Source organism: Peribacillus deserti (assembly GCF_002863585.1).
GTDB classification, from domain to species: domain Bacteria; phylum Bacillota; class Bacilli; order Bacillales; family DSM-1321; genus Paraperibacillus; species Paraperibacillus deserti_A.
In genome coordinates this window covers 1-25,219 of the sequence record NZ_PGUY01000066.1, presented here as the reverse complement: position 1 = coordinate 25,219, position 25,219 = coordinate 1, and the positions used below count along the sequence as shown (strand labels likewise).

19 protein-coding genes are annotated in these 25,219 nt (G+C 43.0%); 1 reads left to right on the top strand and 18 read right to left on the bottom strand.

Annotation, left to right across the window (positions count from 1 at the left end; all coding sequences use genetic code 11):
• Positions 1-1,087: 1,087 nt before the first annotated feature.
• The 18 genes from ftsZ to bshC all read right to left on the bottom strand — a co-directional run bounded on the left by ftsZ (position 1,088) and on the right by bshC (position 24,761).
• On the bottom strand, positions 1,088-2,257 hold the full coding sequence (ftsZ, locus tag CUU66_RS20430; RefSeq protein ID WP_101645248.1) for a cell division protein FtsZ: 1,170 nt from the start codon (positions 2,255-2,257) through the stop codon (positions 1,088-1,090).
• 38 nt (positions 2,258-2,295) lie between these two features.
• The gene (ftsA, locus tag CUU66_RS20425) at positions 2,296-3,588 is read right to left on the bottom strand and encodes a cell division protein FtsA (RefSeq protein ID WP_101645247.1); all 1,293 of its coding nucleotides are present in this window, start codon (positions 3,586-3,588) and stop codon (positions 2,296-2,298) included.
• Positions 3,589-3,724: 136 nt separating this feature from the next.
• A complete protein-coding gene (locus tag CUU66_RS20420; protein WP_101645246.1) occupies positions 3,725-4,081 on the bottom strand; it encodes a small basic family protein in 357 nt (118 codons plus the stop codon).
• Positions 4,082-4,096: 15 nt separating this feature from the next.
• The gene (locus CUU66_RS20415; protein ID WP_101645245.1) at positions 4,097-4,804 is read right to left on the bottom strand and encodes a DUF881 domain-containing protein; all 708 of its coding nucleotides are present in this window, start codon (positions 4,802-4,804) and stop codon (positions 4,097-4,099) included.
• 28 nt (positions 4,805-4,832) lie between these two features.
• Positions 4,833-5,534, bottom strand: a complete 702-nt coding sequence (locus CUU66_RS20410; RefSeq protein WP_257968082.1) for a DUF881 domain-containing protein — start codon at positions 5,532-5,534, stop codon at positions 4,833-4,835.
• Entirely contained in the window at positions 5,531-6,325 is a 795-nt protein-coding gene (locus CUU66_RS20405) for a cell division protein FtsQ/DivIB (RefSeq protein WP_101645244.1), read from the bottom strand. Before CUU66_RS20405 ends, CUU66_RS20410 begins: the two co-directional genes overlap by 4 nt.
• A gap of 198 nt (positions 6,326-6,523) precedes the next feature.
• Positions 6,524-7,432, bottom strand: coding sequence for a UDP-N-acetylmuramate dehydrogenase (murB, locus tag CUU66_RS20400; RefSeq protein ID WP_101645243.1), 909 nt, complete (start codon positions 7,430-7,432; stop codon positions 6,524-6,526).
• Positions 7,433-7,595: 163 nt separating this feature from the next.
• Positions 7,596-8,690, bottom strand: a complete 1,095-nt coding sequence (murG, locus tag CUU66_RS20395; protein ID WP_101645242.1) for an undecaprenyldiphospho-muramoylpentapeptide beta-N-acetylglucosaminyltransferase — start codon at positions 8,688-8,690, stop codon at positions 7,596-7,598.
• A gap of 891 nt (positions 8,691-9,581) precedes the next feature.
• Positions 9,582-10,682 carry a stage V sporulation protein E gene (spoVE, locus tag CUU66_RS20380; RefSeq protein ID WP_101645239.1) on the bottom strand — a complete coding sequence of 367 codons (1,101 nt, stop codon included), beginning with the start codon at positions 10,680-10,682 and terminating at the stop codon, positions 9,582-9,584.
• 179 nt (positions 10,683-10,861) lie between these two features.
• Positions 10,862-12,214, bottom strand: coding sequence for a UDP-N-acetylmuramoyl-L-alanine--D-glutamate ligase (murD, locus tag CUU66_RS20375; RefSeq protein WP_101645238.1), 1,353 nt, complete (start codon positions 12,212-12,214; stop codon positions 10,862-10,864).
• Positions 12,215-13,192: a phospho-N-acetylmuramoyl-pentapeptide-transferase gene (mraY, locus tag CUU66_RS20370; RefSeq protein ID WP_101645237.1), complete on the bottom strand. Its 978-nt coding sequence runs from the start codon at positions 13,190-13,192 to the stop codon at positions 12,215-12,217.
• 124 nt (positions 13,193-13,316) lie between these two features.
• Entirely contained in the window at positions 13,317-14,777 is a 1,461-nt protein-coding gene (locus tag CUU66_RS20365) for a UDP-N-acetylmuramoyl-L-alanyl-D-glutamate--2,6-diaminopimelate ligase (RefSeq protein WP_101645236.1), read from the bottom strand.
• 273 nt (positions 14,778-15,050) lie between these two features.
• Positions 15,051-16,973 (bottom strand): stage V sporulation protein D, encoded by a 1,923-nt coding sequence (locus tag CUU66_RS20360; protein WP_101645235.1) that lies wholly within the window; start codon positions 16,971-16,973, stop codon positions 15,051-15,053.
• A gap of 1,594 nt (positions 16,974-18,567) precedes the next feature.
• Complete coding sequence (locus CUU66_RS20350) at positions 18,568-20,769, bottom strand: penicillin-binding protein (RefSeq protein ID WP_101645233.1); 2,202 nt, start codon at positions 20,767-20,769, stop codon at positions 18,568-18,570.
• Positions 20,769-21,122, bottom strand: coding sequence for a cell division protein FtsL (gene ftsL, locus CUU66_RS20345; protein WP_101645232.1), 354 nt, complete (start codon positions 21,120-21,122; stop codon positions 20,769-20,771). Before ftsL ends, CUU66_RS20350 begins: the two co-directional genes overlap by 1 nt.
• Before the next feature lie 23 nt (positions 21,123-21,145).
• The gene (rsmH, locus tag CUU66_RS20340; protein WP_101645231.1) at positions 21,146-22,078 is read right to left on the bottom strand and encodes a 16S rRNA (cytosine(1402)-N(4))-methyltransferase RsmH; all 933 of its coding nucleotides are present in this window, start codon (positions 22,076-22,078) and stop codon (positions 21,146-21,148) included.
• 49 nt (positions 22,079-22,127) lie between these two features.
• Positions 22,128-22,559 (bottom strand): division/cell wall cluster transcriptional repressor MraZ, encoded by a 432-nt coding sequence (mraZ, locus tag CUU66_RS20335; protein ID WP_101645230.1) that lies wholly within the window; start codon positions 22,557-22,559, stop codon positions 22,128-22,130.
• Positions 22,560-23,126: 567 nt separating this feature from the next.
• Positions 23,127-24,761: a bacillithiol biosynthesis cysteine-adding enzyme BshC gene (gene bshC, locus CUU66_RS20330; protein ID WP_257968081.1), complete on the bottom strand. Its 1,635-nt coding sequence runs from the start codon at positions 24,759-24,761 to the stop codon at positions 23,127-23,129.
• A 258-nt stretch (positions 24,762-25,019) separates the two neighbouring features.
• Between bshC and CUU66_RS24620 the strand changes: the two genes are divergently transcribed.
• The coding region (locus CUU66_RS24620; RefSeq protein WP_219622806.1) for a hypothetical protein at positions 25,020-25,219 on the top strand (200 nt) is incomplete at its 3' end.

Sequence of the window (25,219 nt, the reverse complement as noted above, 5' to 3'; positions counted from 1 at the left end):
TCACCTGATCGAAAAGCGGAGGACGGTGCTTTTCAAGAAAAGATCCATCCAAAAGCTGAATGATGATCTTTTTTAAGTAGAGGCAAAACACTAAAAGAAAAGCAGGCACCTGATAAAGAAGACTTGCTGATTGGCAAGCGATAGCGAAGACAGAAGCTTAGTCGCCCTTACCACGCTCGTAACGCCACGTCCTGTGGCCCCGCCTGGCTCGCACATCCTGTGCTTCGTACGGTTAGCCCGGCATAAGACGAACGGCAGTGAAAGGCTGATCTTGCCTTTTAATGGCGATTGGCTAGACCCGCGGTGTCAGTCCGGAGCTGGACAAATCGAAAAGCGGAAAGCGGTGCCTTCCCCATTAACACTGTTTAAGAACTCTCATGATAAGCTCATCTTTTATCAACACAAATTTTAGGGAAGGCAGAGACCTGATAAAGAAGACTTGCTGATTGGCAAGCGTTAGCGAAGACAGAAGCTTAGTCGCACTTATGCGTTAGCCAAGCATAAGACGAGCAGGCCGTGAGAAGCGGTTTTTCTTCTCATGGACTGATTGGCTTATGACTCGAGGGTCTAAAGCCTTGGAGCTGGACAATATCCGCTGCTCCCGCACAGAAAAGCGGAAAGCGGTGCCTGCTCAGGCATATAAATATTAAAAGCTCAGTGTTAATCCAAATAGATATAAAATGGTAAACAAAGTGGCAGGCAGAGACCCGATAAAGAAGACTTGCTGATTGGAGAACGACAGTGAAGACAGAAGCTTAGTCGCACTTACCACGCTCGAACGCCACGTCCTGTGGCCACGCCTGGCTCGGACATCCTGTGCTTCGTGCGTCAGCCAAGCATAAGACTAGCCGGCTGTGGGGAGTGCTTTTCTCCCCATAGACGGATTGGCTTATGACTCGAGGGTCTAAAGCCTTGCAGCTGGATCAAGGAGTCTCGTACCTTACGTTCCAATCAGCCTGTTAAACAATAGAATAGTCACAGAACTTATTAAAAAAACAATCTTTTAGAATAGAGCCAAAATAAAAAAGGGTTAGCTTAATGCTGCTGGCAATAAGCTAACCCCTTCAGTTATTTCTTTAAATAAATTTTATCTGCGGCGGTTTCTATTTCTTAAGAATGTTGGGATGTCTAAAGCATCATCCGCCTGCTGTCTATTCTGCTCAACGGGTTCTTCTCTCTTAAGTTCACGCTTCACTGGCTGAGCTTGTCTTTGCCCGTTGAATGAACTTTGCGGCTGCTGGCTGTAAGAAGAAGGCGCCTGCTGATTGAAAGATTGTCTTTGCGGCCTTGCCTGTTGGATCTCACTTTCGCTAAATCCGGTTGCAATGACAGTTACAACAATTTCATCCTTTAAGTTTTCATTGATTACAGAACCAAAAATCATGTTGACATCCTGATCTGATGCAGAAGCTACGATATCGGCTGCTTCCTGAACCTCGAACAAGCTCAAGTTTGATCCGCCTGTAATGTTCATGAGTACTCCCTGAGCACCATCGATGGACGTTTCTAGAAGAGGACTGGAAACGGCTTTCTTCGCAGCTTCAGCCGCACGGTTTTCTCCTGTCGCCACACCGATCCCCATCAATGCAGAACCTTTGTTAGACATGATCGTTTTAACATCTGCAAAGTCAAGGTTGATCAAGCCTGGAGTCGCAATTAAGTCGGATATACCCTGGACACCCTGACGAAGTACATTGTCAGCTTCTCTAAACGCTTCAAGCATTGGAGTGCTTTTATCCACAATTTCAAGGAGACGATCGTTTGGAATGACTATAAGCGTATCAACAGCTTCCTTCATTCCAGAAATACCGCCTTGAGCCTGAGTCGCACGTTTTCTTCCTTCGAAAGTAAACGGACGGGTAACAACGCCGACAGTTAAAGCACCTAAATCCCTGGCAATCTGCGCGATGACTGGTGCAGCACCAGTTCCTGTTCCGCCTCCCATACCAGCTGTGACGAACACCATATCAGCTCCGCGAAGAGCTTCTTCAATTTGTTCCTTACTTTCTTCTGCAGCTTTTTTACCTACTTCTGGATTTGCACCTGCTCCTAATCCGCGGGTAAGCTTGCCGCCTATCTGCATTTTGATTTCCGCTTTTGAAAGATTAAGTGCCTGAGCATCTGTGTTCACAGCGATAAACTCTACACCTTGTACTCCGTGTTCAATCATGCGGTTTACGGCATTATTACCGCCGCCGCCTACGCCAATTACTTTTATCGTAGCTAAAGAATCTAAATTACTATCAAACTCTAACATGACAATCCTCCTATTTTAACGATATCCAGAGATGATTTTTATTCAAAGAAATAACCAAGGAACTTTTTGAACTTTGAGTCGCCTTTTTCAGCAGGCTGTTTTTCAGCTTTTTCTTTAGGCTGCGAAGGCTTTTGGGCTCTTCTTTCCGCTTTTTCAGGTACACTGGCAGCAGCTACGGGAGTTCCTAAAGTCGTACCCTGCATTCTGCTCTTTTTACAAGCGTGCTTGATCAGCCCGACTGCAGTAGTGTATTGCGGCTCGCGAACCCCGATATAGTTAGGTTCTGCCATTCTCACCCTGTTTTGAAAGATCAGCTGTGCCAAATCCAGAACCCCTGGCATTTTCACTGCTCCCCCGGTCAATACAAATCCCCCGGGCAGATCCTCATAGCCCATTCTTCTAAGCTCATCGGTTATCAGCTCGAAGATTTCTGAAAGCCTTGCCTCAATAATCTCAGAAATCATTAGCTGATTACAAGGCTGCATTTGGTCGCTGCCGATAATCGGCACATTGAAGACATCATCTTCAGATGCTTCATCATAAAATGCATGGCCGTGTGTAATCTTTATTTTTTCAGCATCTTCTGTAGTAGTTCTAAGTACAATAGAAAGATCCTTTGTCAAAGTTTCTCCACCGATTGGAATGGCAAAAGTGGTCTTTAAGTGTCCTTGTTCAAAGACTGCAAGTGTAGTAGAACCACCGCCTATATCTATAAGGGCTACCCCAAGCTCCTTTTCGTCCTTGGAAAGTACGAGTGAGCCTGCCGCCATCGGCTGGAGAGCTATATCCGTTATTTCAAGGCCTGCTCTTTCTACACAGCGCAGTGTATTATGTAATAACGTTCTAAGACCAGTAATAAGTATGCCTTTCATTTCCAGCCTGACGCCAATCATGCCCCTCGGGTCACTGATTTCTTCCAGTTCATCCACCTTGTAGTGGATGGGAACCACGTCAATAATTTCCCGGTCAGAAGGGATTGTCAATAATTCTGCTGCCTCCCTGACACGTGCAACGTCTTCTTCTGTGATTTCTTTGTTGTTGCTTGATACCGCTACAACGCCATGACACGGCTGGAGAGAGATGTGATTGCCGCTGATTCCGACAACAACCCGCTTAATTTCCATTCCTACCATTCTTTCAGCCTGCTCAACAGCTCTTTGAATAGAATGAACGGTTTCGTCTATATCGACAATGGAACCTTTTTTGATGCCTTCTGATTTCACATTTCCAACGCCAATTATGTTTAATGTGTCATTGACCATTTCCCCAATGATAACTTTTACACTGGATGTACCGATGTCAAGACTTACGTATATTTCATTGCTGTTCATTCTATGGCACCTCCTTTAATTGAAAAAGTTTTTAAATAGAACAACAAACTATGAATTCAATATATAGAATAGTCTATAAGATTTGAAATTACTAATAAAAACAATTCGTCAAAAGCGTTTTAAACCCTTTAAAAACCTATAAATTTTTTTCTGGGGATTTTGTCCATTTCGCAAGCAAAATCCTTCTGATTACCGCAATATTTTGGAATAGTCTTACTCCAAATGCAAAAACGGCAGCTAAGTACAAGTCTACACCAAGATGAACACCTAGAAAAGCTAAACTTGCGGCCAATATAATATTAAAAAAGAATCCGGAAACAAATACCTTCTCGTCATACAAGTTTTGCAGATATGCCCGCATTCCGCCCAGCAGCGTGTCCAAAGCAGCCAGAACCGCAATTGATAGATAGTTTGAATACTCTTCAGGAATTCTAATATCAGTAAGCAGCCCTAAAATTACTCCGAGAATCAATCCAAAAATAGGCAGCCACAATAGAATTCACCCCTTTTATTCTTTTCCTGCAGGTTCTAAATACTTGCTTTTTATAGCATTCTGATAGGGTGGAACTGTAAGTTTCTTTACAGGATCGGATACCTCAACAGATAAATTATCTATAAAAAACTGCTCTATTACCTTTGAAACCTTGATGCGGTCACGCAGGTTCTGTACATCACTTGAGAGGACTCTGACTGTAATGGGATAATTACTTAGAGGTAGACCGTCTATCTTTGGTTCTCCATTTATCTCCCTTATTACTGTAGTATTAACAACTCTCTGGCCGTTGATCGAGATATGTTCGGCATGGTACATATTCAGCTCATTAATCAGCCGTTTCAGCAATTCAGGAGAAATGGAGTGGATCGTTTCACCAAGAAGCTCGGCTTCAGCCAAAGGCTTAATGGTAATGATTATTCCATCACCAGTAACCTTGGTCTGCCCTGATTCACGTTTTAATTCACCCAGTGTCTGTTTCAATGCTGTTTCTTTGCTTTGGCTTCTTTGAGTTTCATAACTTGAAGCCTGTGCCTCAAGCTCCCGGATCTCTGTCAGCAGCTTTGACTGCAGCTGCTGCTCCGCCAAAATTTGGGTCCGCAGCTCCCATCCATCTCTTGTATCTGCTATTTTTGGCTGTTTAACAGTCTGGAATTGAATCGCCAGCATAAGTCCTACAATAATAGAAATGCCAGTGAATCCCCATTTAATATCTTTTTTCATTCGTTTCACAGCTTTCTTTTCGGCAAAATTATTTACTGCCCAAAACCGGTTCCATTTCGATTTCCTCTATCTCTTCCACGGAAAACGTAATATTTTCGTTTACCAGCTGCTCCTTAACCCCGCCGCTGATATCTATGGCAGCCTCCATGACGTCCGGGTCTCCAATGGCTGTGATAACAAATGGAGCAGGATATTGTGTCCCGTCAACCGTGATTACGGGCCCATTGCAAACAATATAGGACTCCCTGGTAAGTCTCTGACCGTTGATGGCCACTGCCTGTGCACCTGAGATGAACAATTCGTTGACTACCTTGAAAATATGCTGTTCATGAACAAGATAGTTATTAACATCTCCTGAAGATTGGTAGTCTCCGTCATCCAGTGTCACTTCCAGCCCTTTGCCTTTAACTTTGACTTTCCCAAGATACATTCGGTATTTGTCCATCTCTTTTGTTATATTAGAATAGTTTTCTGTTTCCTTTGAGATCTGCTTTTCCATAGACGTCACTTCTGCCTGTTTGCTAAACAATTCTTTTTGCAGCTTTCTCGTCTTTTCTTCCTGCTCAACCAGTTTTTCCCTAAGCTGAAAGTCCCGGTCCCAGCTTTTATCGGACATCTTAGGCTTTTCGGCTTTTTCCTTCGTAAGATTATACGAAAAGGCAATCATAAATCCCAGGACCAGGCCGACAAGGGAAAGGACAAAGTGCTTGCTTTTTAATTTCAAACTCACTCGTTCCCCTTCCCGTCTGTCCCCTTCCTGCTGCCATTGTTTCCTTTTTCATATGCTTTGAAATAGGAGCCGACCTCCAGGTCAATGACACCCTTAACCTTAGGATTAAGCTGGCTGATGATGGACGGATAGTGAATAAGCTTGTCCGACAGGCTTCTACTGGTTGCACTTACTTCAAATCCATCATTCATGAAAATGACCAGATGATAGGGGTCTGTTTTTTTGGGATCATTATAAATCTCAGAAACTGAGTTTAATATTTCAGGAGGGAGCTTGGACAGCTCTAAGACTAATTGAGACAAAGCATCACCTTTCGAAAAGTCCACCAGAATCGGTGCGTAATCGGGCAAATCACCCTTTTTTAAGGGTTTAAGAAGTTCACCGCTTTGGATTATCGGGTAATACCTGGACTCCTTCGATAGATATCCTATTCGTCTATATTCTTCAACTTGAATATTAATATGATTAGGAAAAGCTAAAGAAACTTTGGCGGATTTTATTTGCGGATCCCGCTTTAAACTTCGCCATACCTGCTCTTTATCCACTTCCCAAATATTGTCGCCTTTAGAAAGTCCACTAAGAGCTTCTATTTGTGGAGAAGCAATATACTTGTTTCCTTGTATCCGAATATCCTTTATATGACTTAAAGGAGACTGAAGGTATACAACAGCGCCAATAAGCAGGAAAAAGAAAGAGAGCAGCATAATCAGCCTTTTATTGGCTTTTTTCTTACGAATCTGTTTAAGTTTTGGAATTCGTTCTTCAATTGAAACGATGTTGCCCTTCTCCATATTTCACCTCTCCCAATAACACTTCATCAAATACAAGAGGTCTTTATGTAATTACCAAACTGCCCAAGGCACTGCTTGGCTTAGATTACAATTCTGCTGCACCCATTACTATCTCTGCTTCGACTTTAACCGGGGCAGCCGAGTTTTTTCTAATGAATAATTATAACACATTTCCTAGGAAATCAGTGGTTATACCCTTCATTTTCTTCCAATAATTTCAACCTCAGTTTCCATCTTGATTCCAAACTTTTCAAAAATCGTATCTTTAACATGCTGTATTAAAGCTAAAACGTCATCCGCTGTTGCTCCTCCTGCATTAACAATAAAATTGCCGTGCATATCAGATATCTTTGCTCCACCAATCGAATGGCCTTTGAGTCCGGCTTCTTCAATTAATTTTCCTGCATGGGATGGAAGTGGATTTCTAAATATACTTCCGGCACAAGGGTGATTATAAGGCTGAGTCTCTTTGCGGTAATTCTTGTTATTTCTGATTTCTTCCACAATCTTTTCACGGTCACCTTCTTGCAGGGAAAAAACGGCTTCAATTACAATGCCGGGTTTTTTTGTCTGCAGGACAGAAGTTCGATAAGAAAATTCCATTTCATCCTTTGTAAGCCAGGCCATAGTGGCATCATCGAACAGGACATGTGCTTTAACAAGAATATTTGAAATATCAGAACCATGGGCCCCGGCATTCATATATACAGCACCACCGACTGAACCTGGAATTCCGCCAGCAAACTCAAGACCCGACAGGCCTTTTTTGCTCATCTGGGTAGCAAGGCTTACAAGTGAATAGCCTGCCCCAGCTTTAATTTCTGTATCATTAATCTCTAAATCAGAAAGCCCGCTGCTGAGTTTAATCACAGCCCCTTCAATACCATTATCGCTCACCAGCAAGTTAGAACCCCTGCCGATAGCCCGCCATTTAATATTATATTTTTTTATGACTTTCATCGTTTTTTCAAGATTTTCTATTGAAGAAGGTTCTACAAAAACTTGCGCAGGACCACCAATCTTCATTGTTGTATGGCTTGCAAGCGGCTCGTTCTCCAGAACCTTTCCAACATTCATTTCTTTAAGTTCACGAATTGCTTCTTTCATAATTACCGCCCTTTCATTTTTACAGGCTGAAGCCCATAAGAAAAGCAGATCAGTATTCCTGTAACTGGAGCCTTCATCTGCTTTTAAACTAATCTTATTCCTATAGTTTATGATTCAAATGTGAACCAAGTGCAAAAGACCTTATAACTTATGATTCAAATCATTATTTCTTTTTTAGTTCTTTCATTACCTGATAAAGACGTTCGGCAGAATCTGGAACGCCTTTGTTTTTAGCTGCCTGTTTCATATCCATATGCTTAACTGGATCCATGAGGATCGAATCCATCATCTGCACTAGATTTCCACCGGTTAAATCCTTTTCAAGAATAATATCTGCCGCTCCATGTTCGCTCAATGCACGGGCATTTTTTTCCTGATGATTATCTGTTACATATGGACTTGGGATCAATATGCTCGGAATTCCCAATGCCGTAAGCTCGGCAAGGGTTGTTGCACCAGCACGGGTAACTGCCAAGTCAATTCCTGATAAAATTTCTGGCATGTTATGGACAAAAGCCTTAATAACCACGTTCTCAGGGTTGGCGTTCAGCTCAATTTCTTTAAGGATTGCCTCATAATGGACCTCACCAGTAATGTACAGAATCTGATATGGCTTTTCTCTTAACTCTGCAAGAACTTTAATCACTGCGTTATTAATCGGTCTCGCTCCACGGCTGCCGCCAAATATCAATACTGTTTTTTTATTTGGATCCATCCCAAGCGAAACAAGGCCCTTTTTCCCTTTATAGTCAATGACCTCTGAAGCTCTAGGGTTGCCGGTCATCACCGTCTTTGCCTCTGGGAAAAACGGCTTTGCTTCCTCAAAGCATACCGCGATTTTATCAACATACCTGCTCAAGAATTTATTAGTCAGGCCTGGTACACTATTCTGCTCATGGATAATCGTGGGGATTCCTAGTTTTGCAGCTGCATAAACAACAGGGCCGCATACATATCCGCCGGTTCCAATTACGACATCCGGTTTAAACTCTTTTAAAATTCTTTTACTATCTTTGACACCTTTTAAAAACCTTAAAACGGTTTTCACATTTTCGAAGGATACTTTCCTTTTAAAACCCGTAATGTGTATAGATTTAAAGGGGATATCTTCCCTAGGAACAATATTGCTCTCCAGACCGTTTTCCGTACCGATATAAAGAAAAGATGCTTTATGGTCCCTCTTTTTTATTTCACGGATTAATGCCAGGGCCGGGTATATATGGCCGCCGGTTCCGCCGCCGCTCACTGCGATTCTCATTATTGGAAGTCACCTCGTAGTTTTTTAAACATCTGCAAAGCAATGAAGCCTCCAGGCAGTCTATTTCCACCATTTTAACATCCGCCTCCATAAGTTATTTCTTAGAAGTTTGGCAGATTCAGATCCCCGAATGAAGCTTGCAGCTTAACATTTCATCAACCATATCATTATAATTATTTTGATCAAATAGTTAAATACTAATTTATGAATAGTGTTGGTTTTGAGATTGAGGTTTGCACAAATGGATGGATGATTCTTCTGCCTGACACGTCCTTTGTTAACAAGTAACGTGGTCTGCTTTTCTATTTGTCCAGCTTCGAACTGCCACCCTCCCGTCATAAGCCAAGCCCTGCCAGAAGGCAAAGAACGCCTTCTGGCAGTCCTCGTCTTATGCTAGTCGGATGGCTGCTTTTCTAAGTATATTGAGGGTCAAACAAGACATATTATCATCTTGCTTACAATTTATTTGAGCTGAAAAGCACCGTTGTCCGCTTTTCGGTGCACCGCTTTCCGCTTTTCCCTCTGTCCAGCTCCAAGCTGAGACCCTCGAGACATAAGCCAAGCACCCCTCCGGGAGAAGAACACTCCCAAAGGGCTCCTCGTCTTATGCTGGTCCGGTCTCTGCCTTCCCTTTAAACAGCCTGCAGAAATAAATGAGAGAATCATCTGTCCCCTGTATAAATAAATTTAGGAAGGCACCGCTTTCCGCTTTTCCCTCTTCTACTATATTCTAAACAGGGTTGGTTTTCCAACTCAAATATGACTATTTCTCTCTCTTAACTTCTGGCAGAACTTCCTTTTTATTGATATCAGCGGGTTAAAATCGGGCTCCCGTACTAGTAAAGAAGCCCTGCAGGCATGTCTGCAGAGCTTTGTAACGTATTGAAAGGGTTAATACCGGGAATATCTGCTGATGTTTAATAAAACCCCGATAGCCATGAGCATCAGTGTCAGCGAGGATCCGCCGTAGCTTAGAAACGGAAGAGTAATTCCCGTGACCGGCATTAACCCTGTAACTACTCCGATGTTGATCATTACCTGGATGGCAACCATGGCAATAATGCCGACAGCCAGAAAGCTGCCATAGAGATCGGGAGCACCGAGAGATATTCTGATCCCCCTCCACAATAACAGTGCGAATAAGAGGATCACAAAGGAACCTCCTATAAAACCTAACTCCTCTGAAAGAATAGCAAATATAAAGTCTGTCTGTGGTTCCGGAAGGTAAAAAAACTTCTGCCTGCTTTGGCCAAGTCCAAGTCCGAATAACCCTCCCGGCCCTATCGCATACAGTGATTGAATGATTTGAAATCCACTGCCGAGCGGGTCCTGCCATGGATCAAGAAAGGACGTAATTCGCTTGATCCTGTATGGGGCTGACAAGATCAGGCCAACAAATCCAGCGACCCCCATCAAACCCAGCCACGAAAAATGGCTGATTCGGGCTCCGGATACAAATATCATCACAATACAGGTGCCTGTCATCACGGTGCCTGTCCCTAAGTCCGGCTGGAGCATGATAAATCCGAACGCCACAAATACCAGAGATAGTGCAGGCAGGAGCCCCGATTTAAACGAGGTGATATATTTTTGCCTCTCTGAAAGAAATTTTGCAAGAAACGCAATCATTGCAAGCTTCATAAACTCGGATGGCTGAATCGAGAACGCCCCGACTCCTATCCAGCTCCTTGAGCCGTTCCGAACCATGCCTACTCCGGGAATGAGTACGGCAATTAACAGTACAAAACAGACTATCAAGAGAACTTTAGACCATGTCCGCCATGTCCAATAGTCTACGTTCATTATAAAAAACATGGCTAAGATTCCTACACCGGCAAAAAGAATCTGCCGTTTGGCAAAGAAAAAAGAATCATTGAACTTGTAATCTGCCCAAATGGCACTCGCACTGTACACCATAATAAGGCCAACTGCCAGGAGCCCTAGTGTCACGATGATCAAGATAAAATCCGGGTTCGACTTTTTTAAAGGCACGGTATACACCTCTGGCTGGTAGATTTGAGCCGGCAAGCAGAGATAGGCAAGTTTTTTGGCATAACAAAAGACGATAAAGAAGTCTCTATCGTCTCAGTTACTATGCTGAATACACAAAGGAGGCATGAAGCTAAATTTCCCTGCCGCAAAGCGGCTGCTTCATTTCTGTAACCAAGCTCTTACTTAAGTCTATGCACTGCCTCCATAAACATGTCTCCTCTGACCTCAAAAGTTTTATATTGGTCCCAGCTTGCACAGGCTGGAGAAAGAAGAATGCAATCTCCCTCTTCTGAGAGTTCGAAAGCTGCAGGAACGGCCGCCTCTACATTATCGACACGTTTGATGGCGGTTATTCCCGCTTCTTTTGCTACACGCTCCAATTTAGGTGCAGTCTGGCCAAAAGTAATCAACGCTTTTACATTTTTTAAAGCAGGCTTCAACTCATCAAACTCATTACCCCGATCCAGGCCACCGGCAAGAAGAATGGTCGGTTTTTCAAAAGAATTCAAGGCTGCTGCCGCTGAGAGAATATTGGTTGCCTTAGAATCGTTGTAAAATACTCTTTTTCCGATTTCAGCAACAAATTGAAGACGGTGGCGCACACCTGTAAATGTAGTCAATATCTTATGTATGGCTTCATTAGGTACACCGCTCAGCTTAGAAACGGCGATGGCTGCCAAAATATTCTCCTGATTATGCTTCCCTGGAAGCACAACATCAGAAAGAGCAATGACTTTTTCCCCTTTGAAACACATATATCCATCTTCAATATAAGCTCCGCCCTCTACTGCCTTCTGGGTAGAGAATGGCACAAGAACTGCTTTTGACTGTTTTGCCAGCTCGAACACGTCCGGCTGGTCAGCGTTATATACAAAATAATCGTCTTCCGTCTGGGATTTCCCGATTGCACCTTTAGCCTTAGCATATTCTGCTTTTGTCCCATGATAGTCGAGATGGGCATCGTATAGATTTGTAAGGACCGCTATATGAGGTCTGAACTCTTCTATCCCCATTAACTGAAAAGATGACAGCTCAATGACAATCACATTTTCCTTACGGGCTTTCTCGGCAACACCTGATGCTACCGTCCCAATATTTCCTGCAATCAAAGGATTCTTATTCCCCGCATTTAGCATGTCAAAAATAATGGTAGTGGTAGTCGTCTTGCCATTTGTCCCTGTGATCCCTATAAAAGGGGCTTCTGAGATCTGGTAAGCAAGTTCGACTTCTGTAATAACGGGAATGCCTTTTTCGAGTGCTCCCTCAACTAGAGGAATCGTATACGGAATCCCGGGATTTTTTACTATTAATTCAAATCCTTCATCCAGCAGTTCGATCGGATGGTCTCCGCAGATCACTTTTATTCCCTGTTCCACAAGCTCTTGAGCTTCCGGATTTTCCGCTATGGGCTTTTTGTCATTGACTGTAACAAATGCCCCCAGTTTATGAAGCAAAGAAGCAGCTGTAACACCGCTCTTTGCCAATCCAAGTACCAGGACTTTTTTTCTAAGATATTTCGTTACTTCTTTCACTTATAACCACACCTCTAAATAGATTCCTAACACAGCAAACAAAAATCCGACAGACCAGAAGGTAACAACTACTCTCCATTCCGACCAGCCAACAAGCTCGTAATGATGGTGAAGAGGACTCATTTTAAAGATCCTCTTTCCAGTTGTCTTAAAAGAAATAACCTGGAGAATAACAGACAAAGTCTCAATAACAAATACCCCGGCTATGATTACTAACAGCAGCTCAAGCTTAGTCAGCATCGCGACCGTAGCGAGTGCCCCTCCTAAAGCAAGAGATCCCGTGTCTCCCATAAAGACTTTTGCAGGATGGGCATTGAACACAAGAAATCCAAGTACTGCACCAGCCATGGCAATACTGAAAATAGCAACATCGTATTGCGACTGATTCCAGGCAAGTACCGCAAAAGCACCGAAAGCGATGGCCGCAGTACCCGATAACAGGCCGTCGAGGCCATCTGTTAAATTCGTAGCGTTTGAAAATCCGACAAGCCAGAAAATGACAACCGCTACATACAGCCATCCAAAATCAAAAGATACATGTGTACCCGGAATTATCATTTCTGGACTGAAATGTTCACTTGTTCTAAAAATCAAATAGAAGATAATAGCAATGATAATCTGCCCGAAAAGCTTCTGTTTGGATGTCAGGCCCAGGTTCCTCTTCATGACGACTTTGATAAAGTCATCAAGGAATCCAAGCAGGCCAAATCCCAGTGTTACTAGAAGCAGCAGATATATTTCAACTGAAGTTTCCGTAAACTTCGCGGTCATGATTAAACTGGTCACCGCACCAGCCAGGAGGATCATGATCCCTCCCATTGTCGGAGTACCCGATTTTTTCTGATGTGATTTAGGACCTTCATCACGGATGCTCTGACCAAATTTCAGTCTTCTCAAGAAAGGTATAAATACCGGAGAAAGAAGAACCGTAATTAAAAATCCCATCACTATCGTAAATAACAAAACTTGCACTAACATGAACTGGTTCCCTCTTTCTCATTTTTCATCAAATTTAAGATATGTTCTGCAGACTTTATTCAGAAGGGTTAAAAGGAAAACGGATTATAATACTCACCAATCACTTAGCCCCAGCATTGGAACCTCACTTTTTCAGTAAAAATTCTCTCGCCACAAGCCTGTCATCAAAATCATGAATGTGATCCCCGACGATTTGATACGTTTCATGGCCTTTTCCGGCAATAATGACAACATCCCCGCTTTTCGCTTCAGAAATGGCATGCCCAATTGCCTGTTTACGGTCCGGGATTACTGTATATTTCTCGCCTTTCACTCCATCTTCCATATCCTTTATGATCTCAAGCGGATCTTCGCTTCTTGGATTGTCAGACGTAAAAATAGGATCTGTTGCCATTTCACAGGCAATCTGAGCCATTAAAGGGCGCTTCGTTTTATCTCTGTCCCCGCCGCATCCTACTACTACGAATACCCGCTGCCCGGCAAATTCCTTAACCGTGCGGATTACATTTTCCAAACTATCCGGGGTATGTGCATAATCAACGATGACTGCAAAATCCTGCCCCTCATCCACAAGTTCAAAGCGTCCTGAAACTCCATTTACCGCCTCCAGTGAAGCAATCATCGACTGCAGGTCTAATCCAGCACAAAGCCCGGCAGCCAGGGCAGCCAGAGAGTTATATACACTGAATTTCCCAGCCATCTTAAGCTTTACTTCTGTCTCGCGGCCCATCACTGTCAAGGAAAAGCGTGTACCTGAAGATGAAATGGCCACATCTTTCGCCATAACGTCCGCAGTTTGATCAATTCCATACGTTAAAATCTGTGCAGCGGTATACTTCATGAAATCCGCTGAAGCCGGATCATCTGCATTAAGGACAGCAAACTTAGGTTTCGATTCGCCATAGCCATTCCCAAGCCTCGAGAATAAAAGTCCTTTTGCGAATTTATAGTTTTCCATCGTTCCATGAAAATCCAGATGATCCTGGGTAAGGTTTGTAAACACTGCGATATCGTAATCACAGCCATTCACCCTTCCCAGTTCCAGAGCGTGTGAAGAAACTTCCATCACAGCATGGGTTACACCACGCCCAACCATCTGATTAAATACTTTCTGCAGCGTGAGACTGTCGGGTGTCGTGTTTTTCGTCTCCTGCTTTTCGTCGCCAATTTTCGTATACATCGTACCAATCAGGCCCGTCTTAGATCCCGCATCTCTAAACATCTTTTCAATCAGATGACTTGTTGTGGTTTTTCCATTCGTTCCTGTGATACCTATCAGATTTAAGCGCTTGGTTGGATGCCCATGAAAGGCATCTGCAAGGATGGCCATCGCTTTTACAGTATTCGGTACAACAACCACCGGGATCTGTAAGTCCAGCTCCCTCTCAGCTATAATGGCCTTAGCTCCACGCTCTGCAGCTAGATGGGCCAGATCATGCCCATCCACTGTATAGCCTTTAACACAGATAAATAGACTTCCTTCTTTTATTAATCTATGGTCATTCTCAACTGAAGTAATTTCCGGATTCTCAGCCGGCACAGCCGGTAATAATGGCAAGTGGCTTAACAAACTATGTAACTTCATATTTTCATTCCCTCACTATCTAAAACTTGACACTAATTTCTATTCTATACGAAATCGGCTGGTCTTGCTAATTAAATGGGCAATTTTAAGAAAGAAACTGCAAACTCATTTCTTTTGTCCCATAAGAATGGAAAAACGTGCTGTGCCAGCCAAATTCAGTAAGGTGCTCCCGTTTTATTAAAATGCTTAGATGTGAATGCTGGCTATATGGATAAGCACAGAAAACGGCTGGTTTTGAAACACAGCCGTTTTTTTCCAAGATATATTTTATACTTATTCAGCTTTTTCGCCAAGATAAATTCTTATGGTTGAGCCCTCTTTTACTTTTATCCCAGCAGGCGGGGACTGCTTCACAACCAAATCTCCTTTTCCGGACACATCCAAATTAATATTGAACGGCTGTGTCTGCAGCTCTTTAACTGACATTCCCTTTAAGTCAGGAATCTCGATCATCACAGGATCAAGCCAATTTGTTTTCTTTTCTATCTGGTTTTTGCGAGGCGGAACCCCCATTGCCCTGAGCGAATCATTCATAATCTTACCTACAATAGGTGCAGCGACTGTTCCCCCGAATTGAACCGTTCCTTTCGGATTATCAACCGCAGTATATACTACTATCTGCGGATCATCCGCAGGAGCGAAACCGATAAAGGAAACGATATAATTCCCTTCCATATATCTCCCATTCTTAACTTTTTGGGCCGTTCCGGTCTTTCCTCCCACTCTGTAGGACTCAACAAAAGCCTTTCCACCGGTTCCTTGCGCAACAACCGATTCCAAAGCAGCCCTAATTTGTTTGGAGGTTTCCTCTGAGATTACCTTCCGTTTAGCAGAAGGTGTTTTTCTCATTATTACTTCACCTGTTTTTGGATCGGTAAGTTCCTTGGCTATATACGGTGTATACAAGGTCCCTCCATTAACAGCAGCAGAAACAGCTGCTACCTGCTGAATCGGCGTCACAGAAACTCCCTGCCCGAAAGCAGTGGTAGCCTGTTCAACAGGGCCGACTCTATCTAGATTGAAGAGAATTCCTCTCCCTTCCCCCTGAAGATCGATACCCGTTTTCTGACCGAACCCAAAATTCTTAATATAAGAAAATAGTTTTTCCTTCCCTAACCGCTCCCCTAATTCGATAAACCCGGGGTTACAAGAGTTTTGAACAACCTCAAGGAAGGATTCAGATCCATGGCCGCCATGCTTCCAGCAATGCAGCCTCGCTCCCCCGACCTCAACTGATCCTGAATCATAAAATTGGTCCTTTAATAGATCCACTTTTTTCTCTTCCAGCGCTGCTGCCAGCGTGATGATCTTGAACGTGGAACCCGGCTCATATGTACTCCAAACCGGCAGATTCCTGTTATAAATCTCTTGAGGTACATCTCTAAACTTGGCTGGATCAAATGTCGGCCGGCTGGACATTGCCAGAATTTCCCCGCTTTTCGGATCCATCGCAATCGCAACGATTCCATCCGGATTGTACGCTGCTTCCGCATTATCAAGCTCTCTTTCTACAATGGTCTGAATTTTGCTGTCAATGGTCAGTTTTAAATCAAGACCATCCTCAGGCGCTTTATAATCATCAGCCATCTTTTCCATTCTTTTCCCTTTGGCATCTGCGTAAAATTTGACATACCCTTTGCTGCCTTTCAACTCTTCATCATACGAAAGCTCAATACCCATGAGGCCTTGATTATCAATTCCAGCAAATCCAAGAACATGCGATAGATACTTACCAAACGGGTAATGCCTTATAGAATCCTCTGCTATATAAATTCCTTTTAGTCCAAGAGCCCTTAACTCCTTCGCTTTCTCATGCGAAATCTTCCGCCCCTCAGGAATTTTCACCATAGACTGCCTTGATGTGATCAATTGGTATGCCTTCTGTTTGTCCATTTTTAAAACAGAAGCAAGATTCTCAGCAGTTCCGGCTGGATCCTTAACCTGCCGCGGAACCGCATAAATAGTAGGTGCACTGATATTGGTAGCCAGCGCCACCCCGTTCCTGTCCAGAATTTCCCCTCTCTTGGGCTCAAAAGGCAGATTCCTGCTCCAGGAATCCTTTGCCCTATCTGTAAGCGAATTACCGAGAAAAAACTGAACATACCCCAGCCTCACGTCTATAATGAAAAAAATAAGCAAACCGGCAATCAGCGCAATCGCTAATCTCTTACGTACCGTTACATTCGAAACACGCATGAATCGCACCTCCATAAGCCTTCACTGTTATGAATCTATGCTTGTACAGGTGCATTCAGAACAAGTATTTCCGGGCCGTGCAAAGGATGAACCTTTAGGCGGGGGAATCTCTTTGGAGTGATATTACTCATGAAACATGGGGTGTTTTTGATCAGATGCTATACGATCTCAATTCAATTATTAAATGCTCTTTCGGTGGATATCCCTGATGGTGAGGTGTTGTGCTTCTGATTCACTAAGATACGCTTTTTCGATGGAACCGTGTTAATGGGTTATACATCTGAGCCGCTACGACGCGCTCTTTCGGTGGATGACCGTGATAACGGGTTGTGCTTCTAAGCCGCTACGACGTGCTTTTTCGGTGGATGACCGTATTATAGGTCTATTCACAAGGCATGCGGTTTGTATAATGTTTCCTATTATAATCGAAAGTAAAGTGGCTTTAAAATTTACAGCGGAGGGTAGACCCCGAATAAATTCATTGAATAAACCTTCGAAAATTGGGAAACGGACCTCGTTTTTCACACAAATTGTATTGAAAATGGAAAAAGCTGATCAATAGGGAGATCTCCCCTGCAATACCCGGTGCAAAATGGCTGCTTTTATTAAATAGTTAATGGATTTTGATTACCACATAAAGTTTATGCTTATCTTTTGTAGGTTTATGCTTATGTTTGGAAGGTTTATGCTTATGTTTAGCAAGTTAATGATTATGTTTCGATGATTTATGCTTATCTGACTCTGCCCTATGCTTATCTTGCCGGGTATATGCTTATGAATAGCCTTTTATGCTTACTGTCGCCTATTTATGCTTATGGGCAGAAAGGTAGGCTTACGCGGCCTATTTATGCTTATGGGCAGAAAGGTAGGCTTACGCGGCCTGTTTATACTTATAAATAGCTAGCCATCTATACTTACCGTGAGTGTTTAGGCTTATGAACTGCCAGTAATGCATACCTCAGATTATTTATGAACAGCCAATTCAGCCTACTCCCTACTGTTTATGCTATGAACAATCAGATATGCTTACCGCTTACCCTTTATACTTGTTAACAGCTTGGCATGCTCACTGCTGATTGTTTATACAAGACAACACTAGGTATTCTTACCCTCTGAACTGTTTATTCATATGAAAACCAGGTATGGTTACCGCAGCCTGTTTATTTTTATGAACAGCTTGGCATTGCTTACTGATGAAGGTTTAAACTTATTTAACAGCCAAGTATGCTTACAGCTGACCCAGCCTTATATCCTTACTTTACTATTAATGCTTATGAACCGCCAGCATGCTATGCTATGTAGTGTCAGCCATGCTATGTACTGCCACCCCAGCTTACCGCTGGCTGTTTAACTTATGAACAGCCTGTGATCCCTACTCCTGCATATCACGCTCACAGACAGGTTTGTATACTCACTCACAGACATTTATGCTTACTCCCACACTTTACGCCTATACTCAATCATTTAAGCACCAGCGCTCGTACAGGCGTTTGTAACAAGCAAACTTCCGCTAGTCATCCAGTCCCAATTCCGAGCCGCACTCCCAAACAAAGAAACAGGGGAAACGGCACGTCCCGTTTCCCCTGTTTGCAGTCTATGATCCTTTATTTTCTTCTGGTTCCGGTTCTGTCTTTTCTATATCTTCCTCTGGAGTTTCCAATTGGACGATTAGATAGTCTTTGTCTGAAAGTTTGTTTCCGGCTTTTATATTTTGTTTAACTGCATAGCCGTTGCCAACCGTCTGTAACGGGATGCTGCCGATTTTAGCCAGCTTCATTACATCTCTTAGGGACCAGCCGTTCATGTTCGGCGCAGTTAATTGCCCTTCAGTGCGGAATATAATCCGTTCGCCTTCCAGCAGTTTGGTGCCAGGCTTAGGATTCTGGTCGATGATCTGCGTTCCTTTACCAAGGGTGGTTACTTGGTAGCCTTTTGACTTGAGTGCTTCTGCGGAGCTTTGTAAATCTTTATCAGTATAGTCTTCGATCGCTTCCGCTTTCTTTGTTTCTATTTTGGACGGCTCTATATTTAAATATTGAAGGCTGTTTCTCATAACTGTATTAAAGATCATGGATACAGGTATGCCGCCATCGGCGTAATATTCGACCTCCGGCTGCTGGACTGCTACATACATGACAAGCTCAGGATCGTTTTTGGGAGCCATACCCAGGAAGGAGAATACGTAGTTTTGATTCCCAACCAAATACTTCCCGTCAGGTCCCGGCATTTGGGCAGTACCTGTTTTCCCGGCTACGTCATATCCGTTAATTTTATAACGCTGTCCTGTCCCATGCTCTGCCGTTACTACGGTTCCAAGATAATCCCTTACCTTTTTAGCGGTCTCAGCGCTGATCGGCTGTGAAACCACCGTTGGTTTCGTTTGTTTAATGACTTTTTTAGTGTCTGGGTCTGTAATTTCTTTTATCACATACGGCTTCATCATTTTGCCGTTGTTTGCAATGGCTGATGCCGCCTGGATCTGCTGGATTGGCGTGATGGCCGTTCCTTGTCCGAATGCTGTGGTCACTTTTTCTATTGGCCACTTATAAAGAATTTTACCTGTTGCCTCGTTTGGAAGGTCGATTCCTGTAGGTTTATCAAAACCGAATTTCGTCAGATAATTTCTGAATCGATCTTCGCCCAGCTTATCCATGGCCAATTTGGCAAAAGCAACATTGGATGATCTCTGCAGGCCTTCAAGGTAGGATATAGTCCCCCAGCCTTCTCCACCATTATGATCTTTGATTTGTCCAGACTTGTTCACCTTGTATACCCCGGATTTATATTGCTCATTAGGGTTAAAAACATCCTCTTGAACGGCAGCGGCCAAGGTGAATACCTTCATGGTAGAGCCCGGTTCAAATGAGTCTTCTACAGCCAGGTTCTGCCACCCATTTTCTAGGCCTTCTCTTGTTTTAGGATGAAACGAAGGCCTCTGGCTCATCGCCAGTATTTCGCCGGTCTTTGGGTTTGCTACGACTGCGATCATTTTTTTAGGATTATACTTCTCTTGTACCGTATTCATTGAATCTTCCAAGAAAGTCTGTATTTTTTTATCCAGAGTAACTGATACTGTGGATCCGTCCTGAGGTGCTGTGATTTTCTCCTTGGAGTTAGGCAGCAAAAAGCCCCATTTGTCACTATCGTATTCCATAACGCCGTCTTTCTCTTTTAAATACTTGTCCATGGTCTTTTCAAGACCCATTCTGCCCACGGCTTCGTCTTTCTTAGTTTTCTCATTGTATTTACTTTCGGTGAATCCTATTACATGGGATGAAAATACTCCATTAGGGTAAAATCTCTTAGATTCTCTCTGGAACATGATTCCTGGGAGTTTAAGAGAATCGATTTCCTTCTTCGTCTGATGGGTTATATCTTTTCCGGCTGATCCGAATTCAACCTGGAATACGCCTTTTTTGCTTAGCCGCTTGTATATTTCTTCTTCATCCATATCAATATACTTGGACAGCTTTTCGGCAGTTTTTCTGGGATCGACTACATGCTTCGGATGTTTTATTGATGAAGTAACGGACCGGTCCAGAATAGCTGTTAATTTATAGGAGACCGTGTCTTCGGCAATTGCCTCGCCATTTCTATCCACAATGCTTCCTCTGCGGGCTTCCAGTATGTCCTGCCTTAAGTATTTGGTCTCAAGTTTCCTTGCAAGCGCCGTTCCGCCTGCTTCACCTGTCACCTCAATGAAGAGAAACCTCCCGGCTAAAACAAAAAAGAGCAGTCCAAATATAAAAAATAGGAACACTGCTCCAGTTGAAATATTCTTTTGCTTAATCTGCATTATTCCTGCACAACCTTAACGTTGTTTTGATTCAGTTTAAGGCCAAGCTCTTCTGCTTTTTTCCAAATTCTTTCATATGTACTAAGCTCGCTTACCTGTACTTTCAAATCGCCGTTAACTTTTTTCTGATCATCAATTGAACCTTCAACCTGCTGGATATCAATATTGACATTGTAGATGGCAGATTGGTTAGCAATAATTTTTATTCCCGCTCCTGCTATAAGCACAGCAAAAACCACTAATAGGATCTTTTCTCCAAACGTGATGCCTGTCTTATGGCGGACAACGGATTGGACTTTCTTTTGAGGCACAGTCTGCTGCTGCTCTTGAATCTTTTTAGCTACAGTGCTCATTATTTTTCCCCCTTACCTGTCACTTATAATTTCTCTGCTATTCGCAGTTTAGCCGACCTGGCACGGTTATTTCTTTCAAGCTCCTCGTCACTTGGTATTATCGGCTTTCTTGTTACGATTTTTATTGTAGGTTTATATTCTTCCGGAATAATGGGAAGCCCAGGTGGAAGAGGAGGTACTTCACCTAATTGTTTATATACCGATTTACAGATCCGATCTTCCAGAGAATGAAAGGTAATTACTGAAATACGTCCTTCTGGCGCCAGTAGGTCAATGGCCTGATGGAGGGAATCTTCAAATACTCCTAATTCATCATTAACGGCTATGCGAATGGCCTGGAATATCCGTTTTGCTGGATGGCCGCCTTTTCTCCTGGCTGGAGCAGGAATTCCTTCCTTAATCAGCTCTACCAATTCGAAAGTGGTCTCAATCGGCTTGATATCCCTGGCCGCTTCTATTTTTCGGGCAATTTGCTTGGAAAATTTTTCTTCTCCGTACCGAAAGAAAATTTTAGTAAGTTCCTGAAATGACCAGCTATTGACAACATCATAGGCTGATAGACCAGAACTTTGATCCATCCTCATATCAAGCGGGGCATCGTTATGATAGCTGAACCCTCTCTCGGGTGTATCCAGCTGAGGAGAGGATACTCCCAAATCGTATAGAATACCATCTACGGTATGTATGCCGCGATTATTAAGCTCTTCTGTTATATGCTTAAAATTCCGTTGAATAATGGTAACCTGATCGCCATATTTCTCAAGCTTTCTTTCTGCATTTCTTACGGCTGTTTCATCTTGATCAAATGCAAATAACTTTCCTGATGGGGATAGCTTGGACAATAAATATTCGCTGTGTCCTGCCCCGCCCATTGTACAATCCACATAAACGCCATCTGGCTTAATATTTAAGCCATTTACCGTTTCTTCCAATAAAACGGTCGTATGCTGAAACAATAACATCACCTTCCAATCGAAAATGAACACATTCACCTGTAGTGCTGTTTTAGATATCAAAACCAATCATATTTTCAGCAATTTCAGCGAATGAATCTTCGGAATTTGTAAAATAGTCTTCCCAAAGAGGTTTGCTCCAAATCTCAATTCGATTGGAAACTCCGAGAACAACACATTCTTTTTCTAGCTGCGCATAAGCAGTAAGCGGTGTGGGTATATTAATTCGGCCCTGTTTGTCTAATTCGCATTCTGATGCCCCCGAAAAAAAGAATCGCGTGAAGGCACGCGCATCTTTCTTGGTAAGCGGCAGAGCTTTTAGCTTTTCTTCGAGCTGCTTCCATTCATCCAATGGATAACCAAATAAACACTGATCAAGACCACGGGTCAAAACAAACTCCTCGCCCAGTCCATCTCGAAACTTTGCTGGAACGATAATCCGGCCCTTGTTATCAATGTTATGATGGTATTCGCCCATGAACATTTGCCACTACCCCCACTTTCTATTTTCAATGTACCACATCCCCCCACTTTTCACCACCATTTTTATGTTTTTTAAAAGAGTTTTAATCTATTGTAATTTTTTTCACTAAACACATGATTTTCTTTATGGAAAGCGCCGTTCAAATTGCCCGCCCTTTTCCGCTAAGCACCCAGCTCTGTGTGGCTCCTAAGCGTTTACGCCCCCGGGTTCTTGGGTCATCCGGCATGAGTCTCGCATATCCCTGCATTCAATACAGTCCCAAAAATAAACAATGATCTTTAAGAAAGACTTAAGAAAGATCAAATTATCTATACAGAGAGCCGAGGGTATCCCCTAAAGCACCCGTTTAGCCGAGAATCATAACACTTAGTTTAATGCTGAAAAGTTTTTCGAATAATGGCATGATTCACGATAATCTTTTATAAACTCAAGTTTAAGCCTCTAAGAATCTGTGACGGCAGTGTATCAATGATCAAGCATGGCCAGTAGAACCATATCGTGATTTTCTAAAAAACCCCCAAAATAAAAACAAGAAGCAATGCCCCGTTTGTGAGGCATTGCTTCTCTTTATAACAATATGGCTTTATGTTTGTTATTGAATTCGTATTCGAGTCTTGCGAGCTCTTTGATGAAATCCGGACCATACTTATTCAGGTAATAAAATGGATTCCAAATTCTCTCTTGCGGAGAATTAAGGGGGTACAGAGAAGCTGAAACTCTTTCGTATTTATTTATAACGATCTCATGTTTTCTTCTATTCATTTCGTCTGTTTTCTCATAAATGAAATCCAGCTGTTTCCGAATGAACTCCCGGTTTTTGATAAGCAGCGGCTTCAGTGATTCATCAATCATTAGGGCCTGCTCGGAAAATGCAGCATGGGATCTGTCTACATTCTGTATCAGCTGCTGGTGCAGTTGAACCAGAGTTTCGTCCTTGATTGACTCCAGATATTGCTGAAGGGCCTCTTTGGTTTTCCCGGTAAGTGCAGCCTCCAGATCAAGGCCAAGCTCATTCAGGTCCGTTTCTATAGATCTTTCGACAATAGTAAGGTTCATCCTTGGAACGATCGGAGGCATTTTCATTTCGAATAGTTCAAAAGCCTGTTTCAGTTCAGCCCAATAGGCCGCCTCTCCAGGGCCGGCAATAAATGCAAGAACAGGAAATAAACTTTCCTGCATGATTGGCCGGGTCACTACATTGTTGCTTAGGCACTCGGGCCGCGTTTCAGCCATATGCAGCATGTCAGTCTGGGTGAATGATAAGGAATCAGATTTATCAGCAATAAAGTCACCGCTTCCGTTAAGCTCCAGCAGCGTCCGTTCCTGATTCTCAGCATCATAGTAAAAGATATTGGCAGCATTTGACCCGATATCTATCGCTTTTTTGTAACCTTCAGCCTCTACTAAGTTTTGCTGGGAAATGACTGCATTGGTTATTAAATCAGCATTTTTTATCATTCTTGTAAAATATTCAGATTCAAGTTTTCTTAATTTTGGATCTGCTGCATCAAGCAGCAATAACCCGCTTTCTTTAAACCAGGTATGCATTAAACGGGCAAAGAAGTCTGAGAAATTATCGGATTCTTCAACCAGTTTGCTGACATTCTTCAGGAGATCATTCGTATAATTCGTTTCCCCATAGCTTTCGATGATCTTTTCCACCCAGGACATAGCTGCAGCATATTCAAGTTTCACATCCGAAACCATTGGCTTTTTGGTGATATACATAGGGAAGGAAACCTTGTCAGGCTTGCTATTATGCATCATATATACGTGATTTACCTCTTGGATATCATGGTCTTCTCCCGCAATCCAGAATACCGGAATCACTTTTTTATTCAATGCCTTTGCCTGCCGCTCTGCCAGCTTAATGACCGACAGCGCTTTATGTATCGTATACAGCGGTCCGCTTAACAAGCCTGCCTGCTGGCCCCCGATAACTACAACCGAATCTTCTCGTTCAAGAGCTTCAATGTTCATCCTTACAGATTCGTTTATTCCAAAAGGATCCATATACTGACGGATATGTTCAGCAAGATCTTTCCTATAGAAATGGCGGTTCATTAGCTCGCTGTATCTTTTTTCAAACACTTTTTCATCATTTATATCATAATGAAAAAAATTATCCGTCTTAAGCCTGCCACTTATATAGTCTGAAGCAAACTGATTGATTGCCGGCAAGACAAGATCCTTAATTTTCATGAAGGTACTTCCTTTCTCTCTCTAACTTAGCTTTACAAATTATATCACCCCTGCCCCGTGAAAACAAAAAAGCAGATTGGATCACAGGATTAAACGCTTTAATTATTAAACAAGTTGATTGGAACGTAAGGTGCGAGACTCATGCGGGAGCTGCGGGTATTGTCCGGCTCCGGACTGACACCGCGGGTCTAGCCAATCGCCATTAAAAGGCAAAATCGGCCTTTTACTGTCGCTAGTCTTATGCCGGGCTAACGCACGATGCACAGGATGTGCGAGCCAGGCGGAGCCACAGGACGTGGCGTTACGAGCGTGGTAAGGGCGACTAAGCTTCTGTCTTCGCTATCGCTTGCCAATCAGCAAGTCTTCTTTATCAGGTGTCTGCTTTTCTTTTACCGTTTTGCCTCTAATGAAAAAAGATCATCATTCAGCTTTTGGATGGATCTTTTCTTGAAAAGCAC

Bases quoted from the DNA above. Each gene is read 5' to 3' on its own strand.
- ftsZ (WP_101645248.1), bottom strand. From the start codon at position 2,257: ATGTTAGAGTTTGATAGTAATTTAGATTCTTTAGCTACGATAAAAGTA.
- ftsA (WP_101645247.1), bottom strand. From the start codon at position 3,588: ATGAACAGCAATGAAATATACGTAAGTCTTGACATCGGTACATCCAGT.
- CUU66_RS20415 (WP_101645245.1), bottom strand. From the start codon at position 4,804: ATGAAAAAAGATATTAAATGGGGATTCACTGGCATTTCTATTATTGTA.
- CUU66_RS20405 (WP_101645244.1), bottom strand. From the start codon at position 6,325: ATGGAGAAGGGCAACATCGTTTCAATTGAAGAACGAATTCCAAAACTT.
- murB (WP_101645243.1), bottom strand. From the start codon at position 7,432: ATGAAAGAAGCAATTCGTGAACTTAAAGAAATGAATGTTGGAAAGGTT.
- murG (WP_101645242.1), bottom strand. From the start codon at position 8,690: ATGAGAATCGCAGTGAGCGGCGGCGGAACCGGCGGCCATATATACCCG.
- mraY (WP_101645237.1), bottom strand. From the start codon at position 13,192: ATGTTAGTGCAAGTTTTGTTATTTACGATAGTGATGGGATTTTTAATT.
- CUU66_RS20365 (WP_101645236.1), bottom strand. From the start codon at position 14,777: ATGAAGTTACATAGTTTGTTAAGCCACTTGCCATTATTACCGGCTGTG.
- CUU66_RS20360 (WP_101645235.1), bottom strand. From the start codon at position 16,973: ATGCGTGTTTCGAATGTAACGGTACGTAAGAGATTAGCGATTGCGCTG.
- CUU66_RS20350 (WP_101645233.1), bottom strand. From the start codon at position 20,769: ATGCAGATTAAGCAAAAGAATATTTCAACTGGAGCAGTGTTCCTATTT.
- ftsL (WP_101645232.1), bottom strand. From the start codon at position 21,122: ATGAGCACTGTAGCTAAAAAGATTCAAGAGCAGCAGCAGACTGTGCCT.
- mraZ (WP_101645230.1), bottom strand. From the start codon at position 22,559: ATGTTCATGGGCGAATACCATCATAACATTGATAACAAGGGCCGGATT.
- bshC (WP_257968081.1), bottom strand. From the start codon at position 24,761: ATGAAAATTAAGGATCTTGTCTTGCCGGCAATCAATCAGTTTGCTTCA.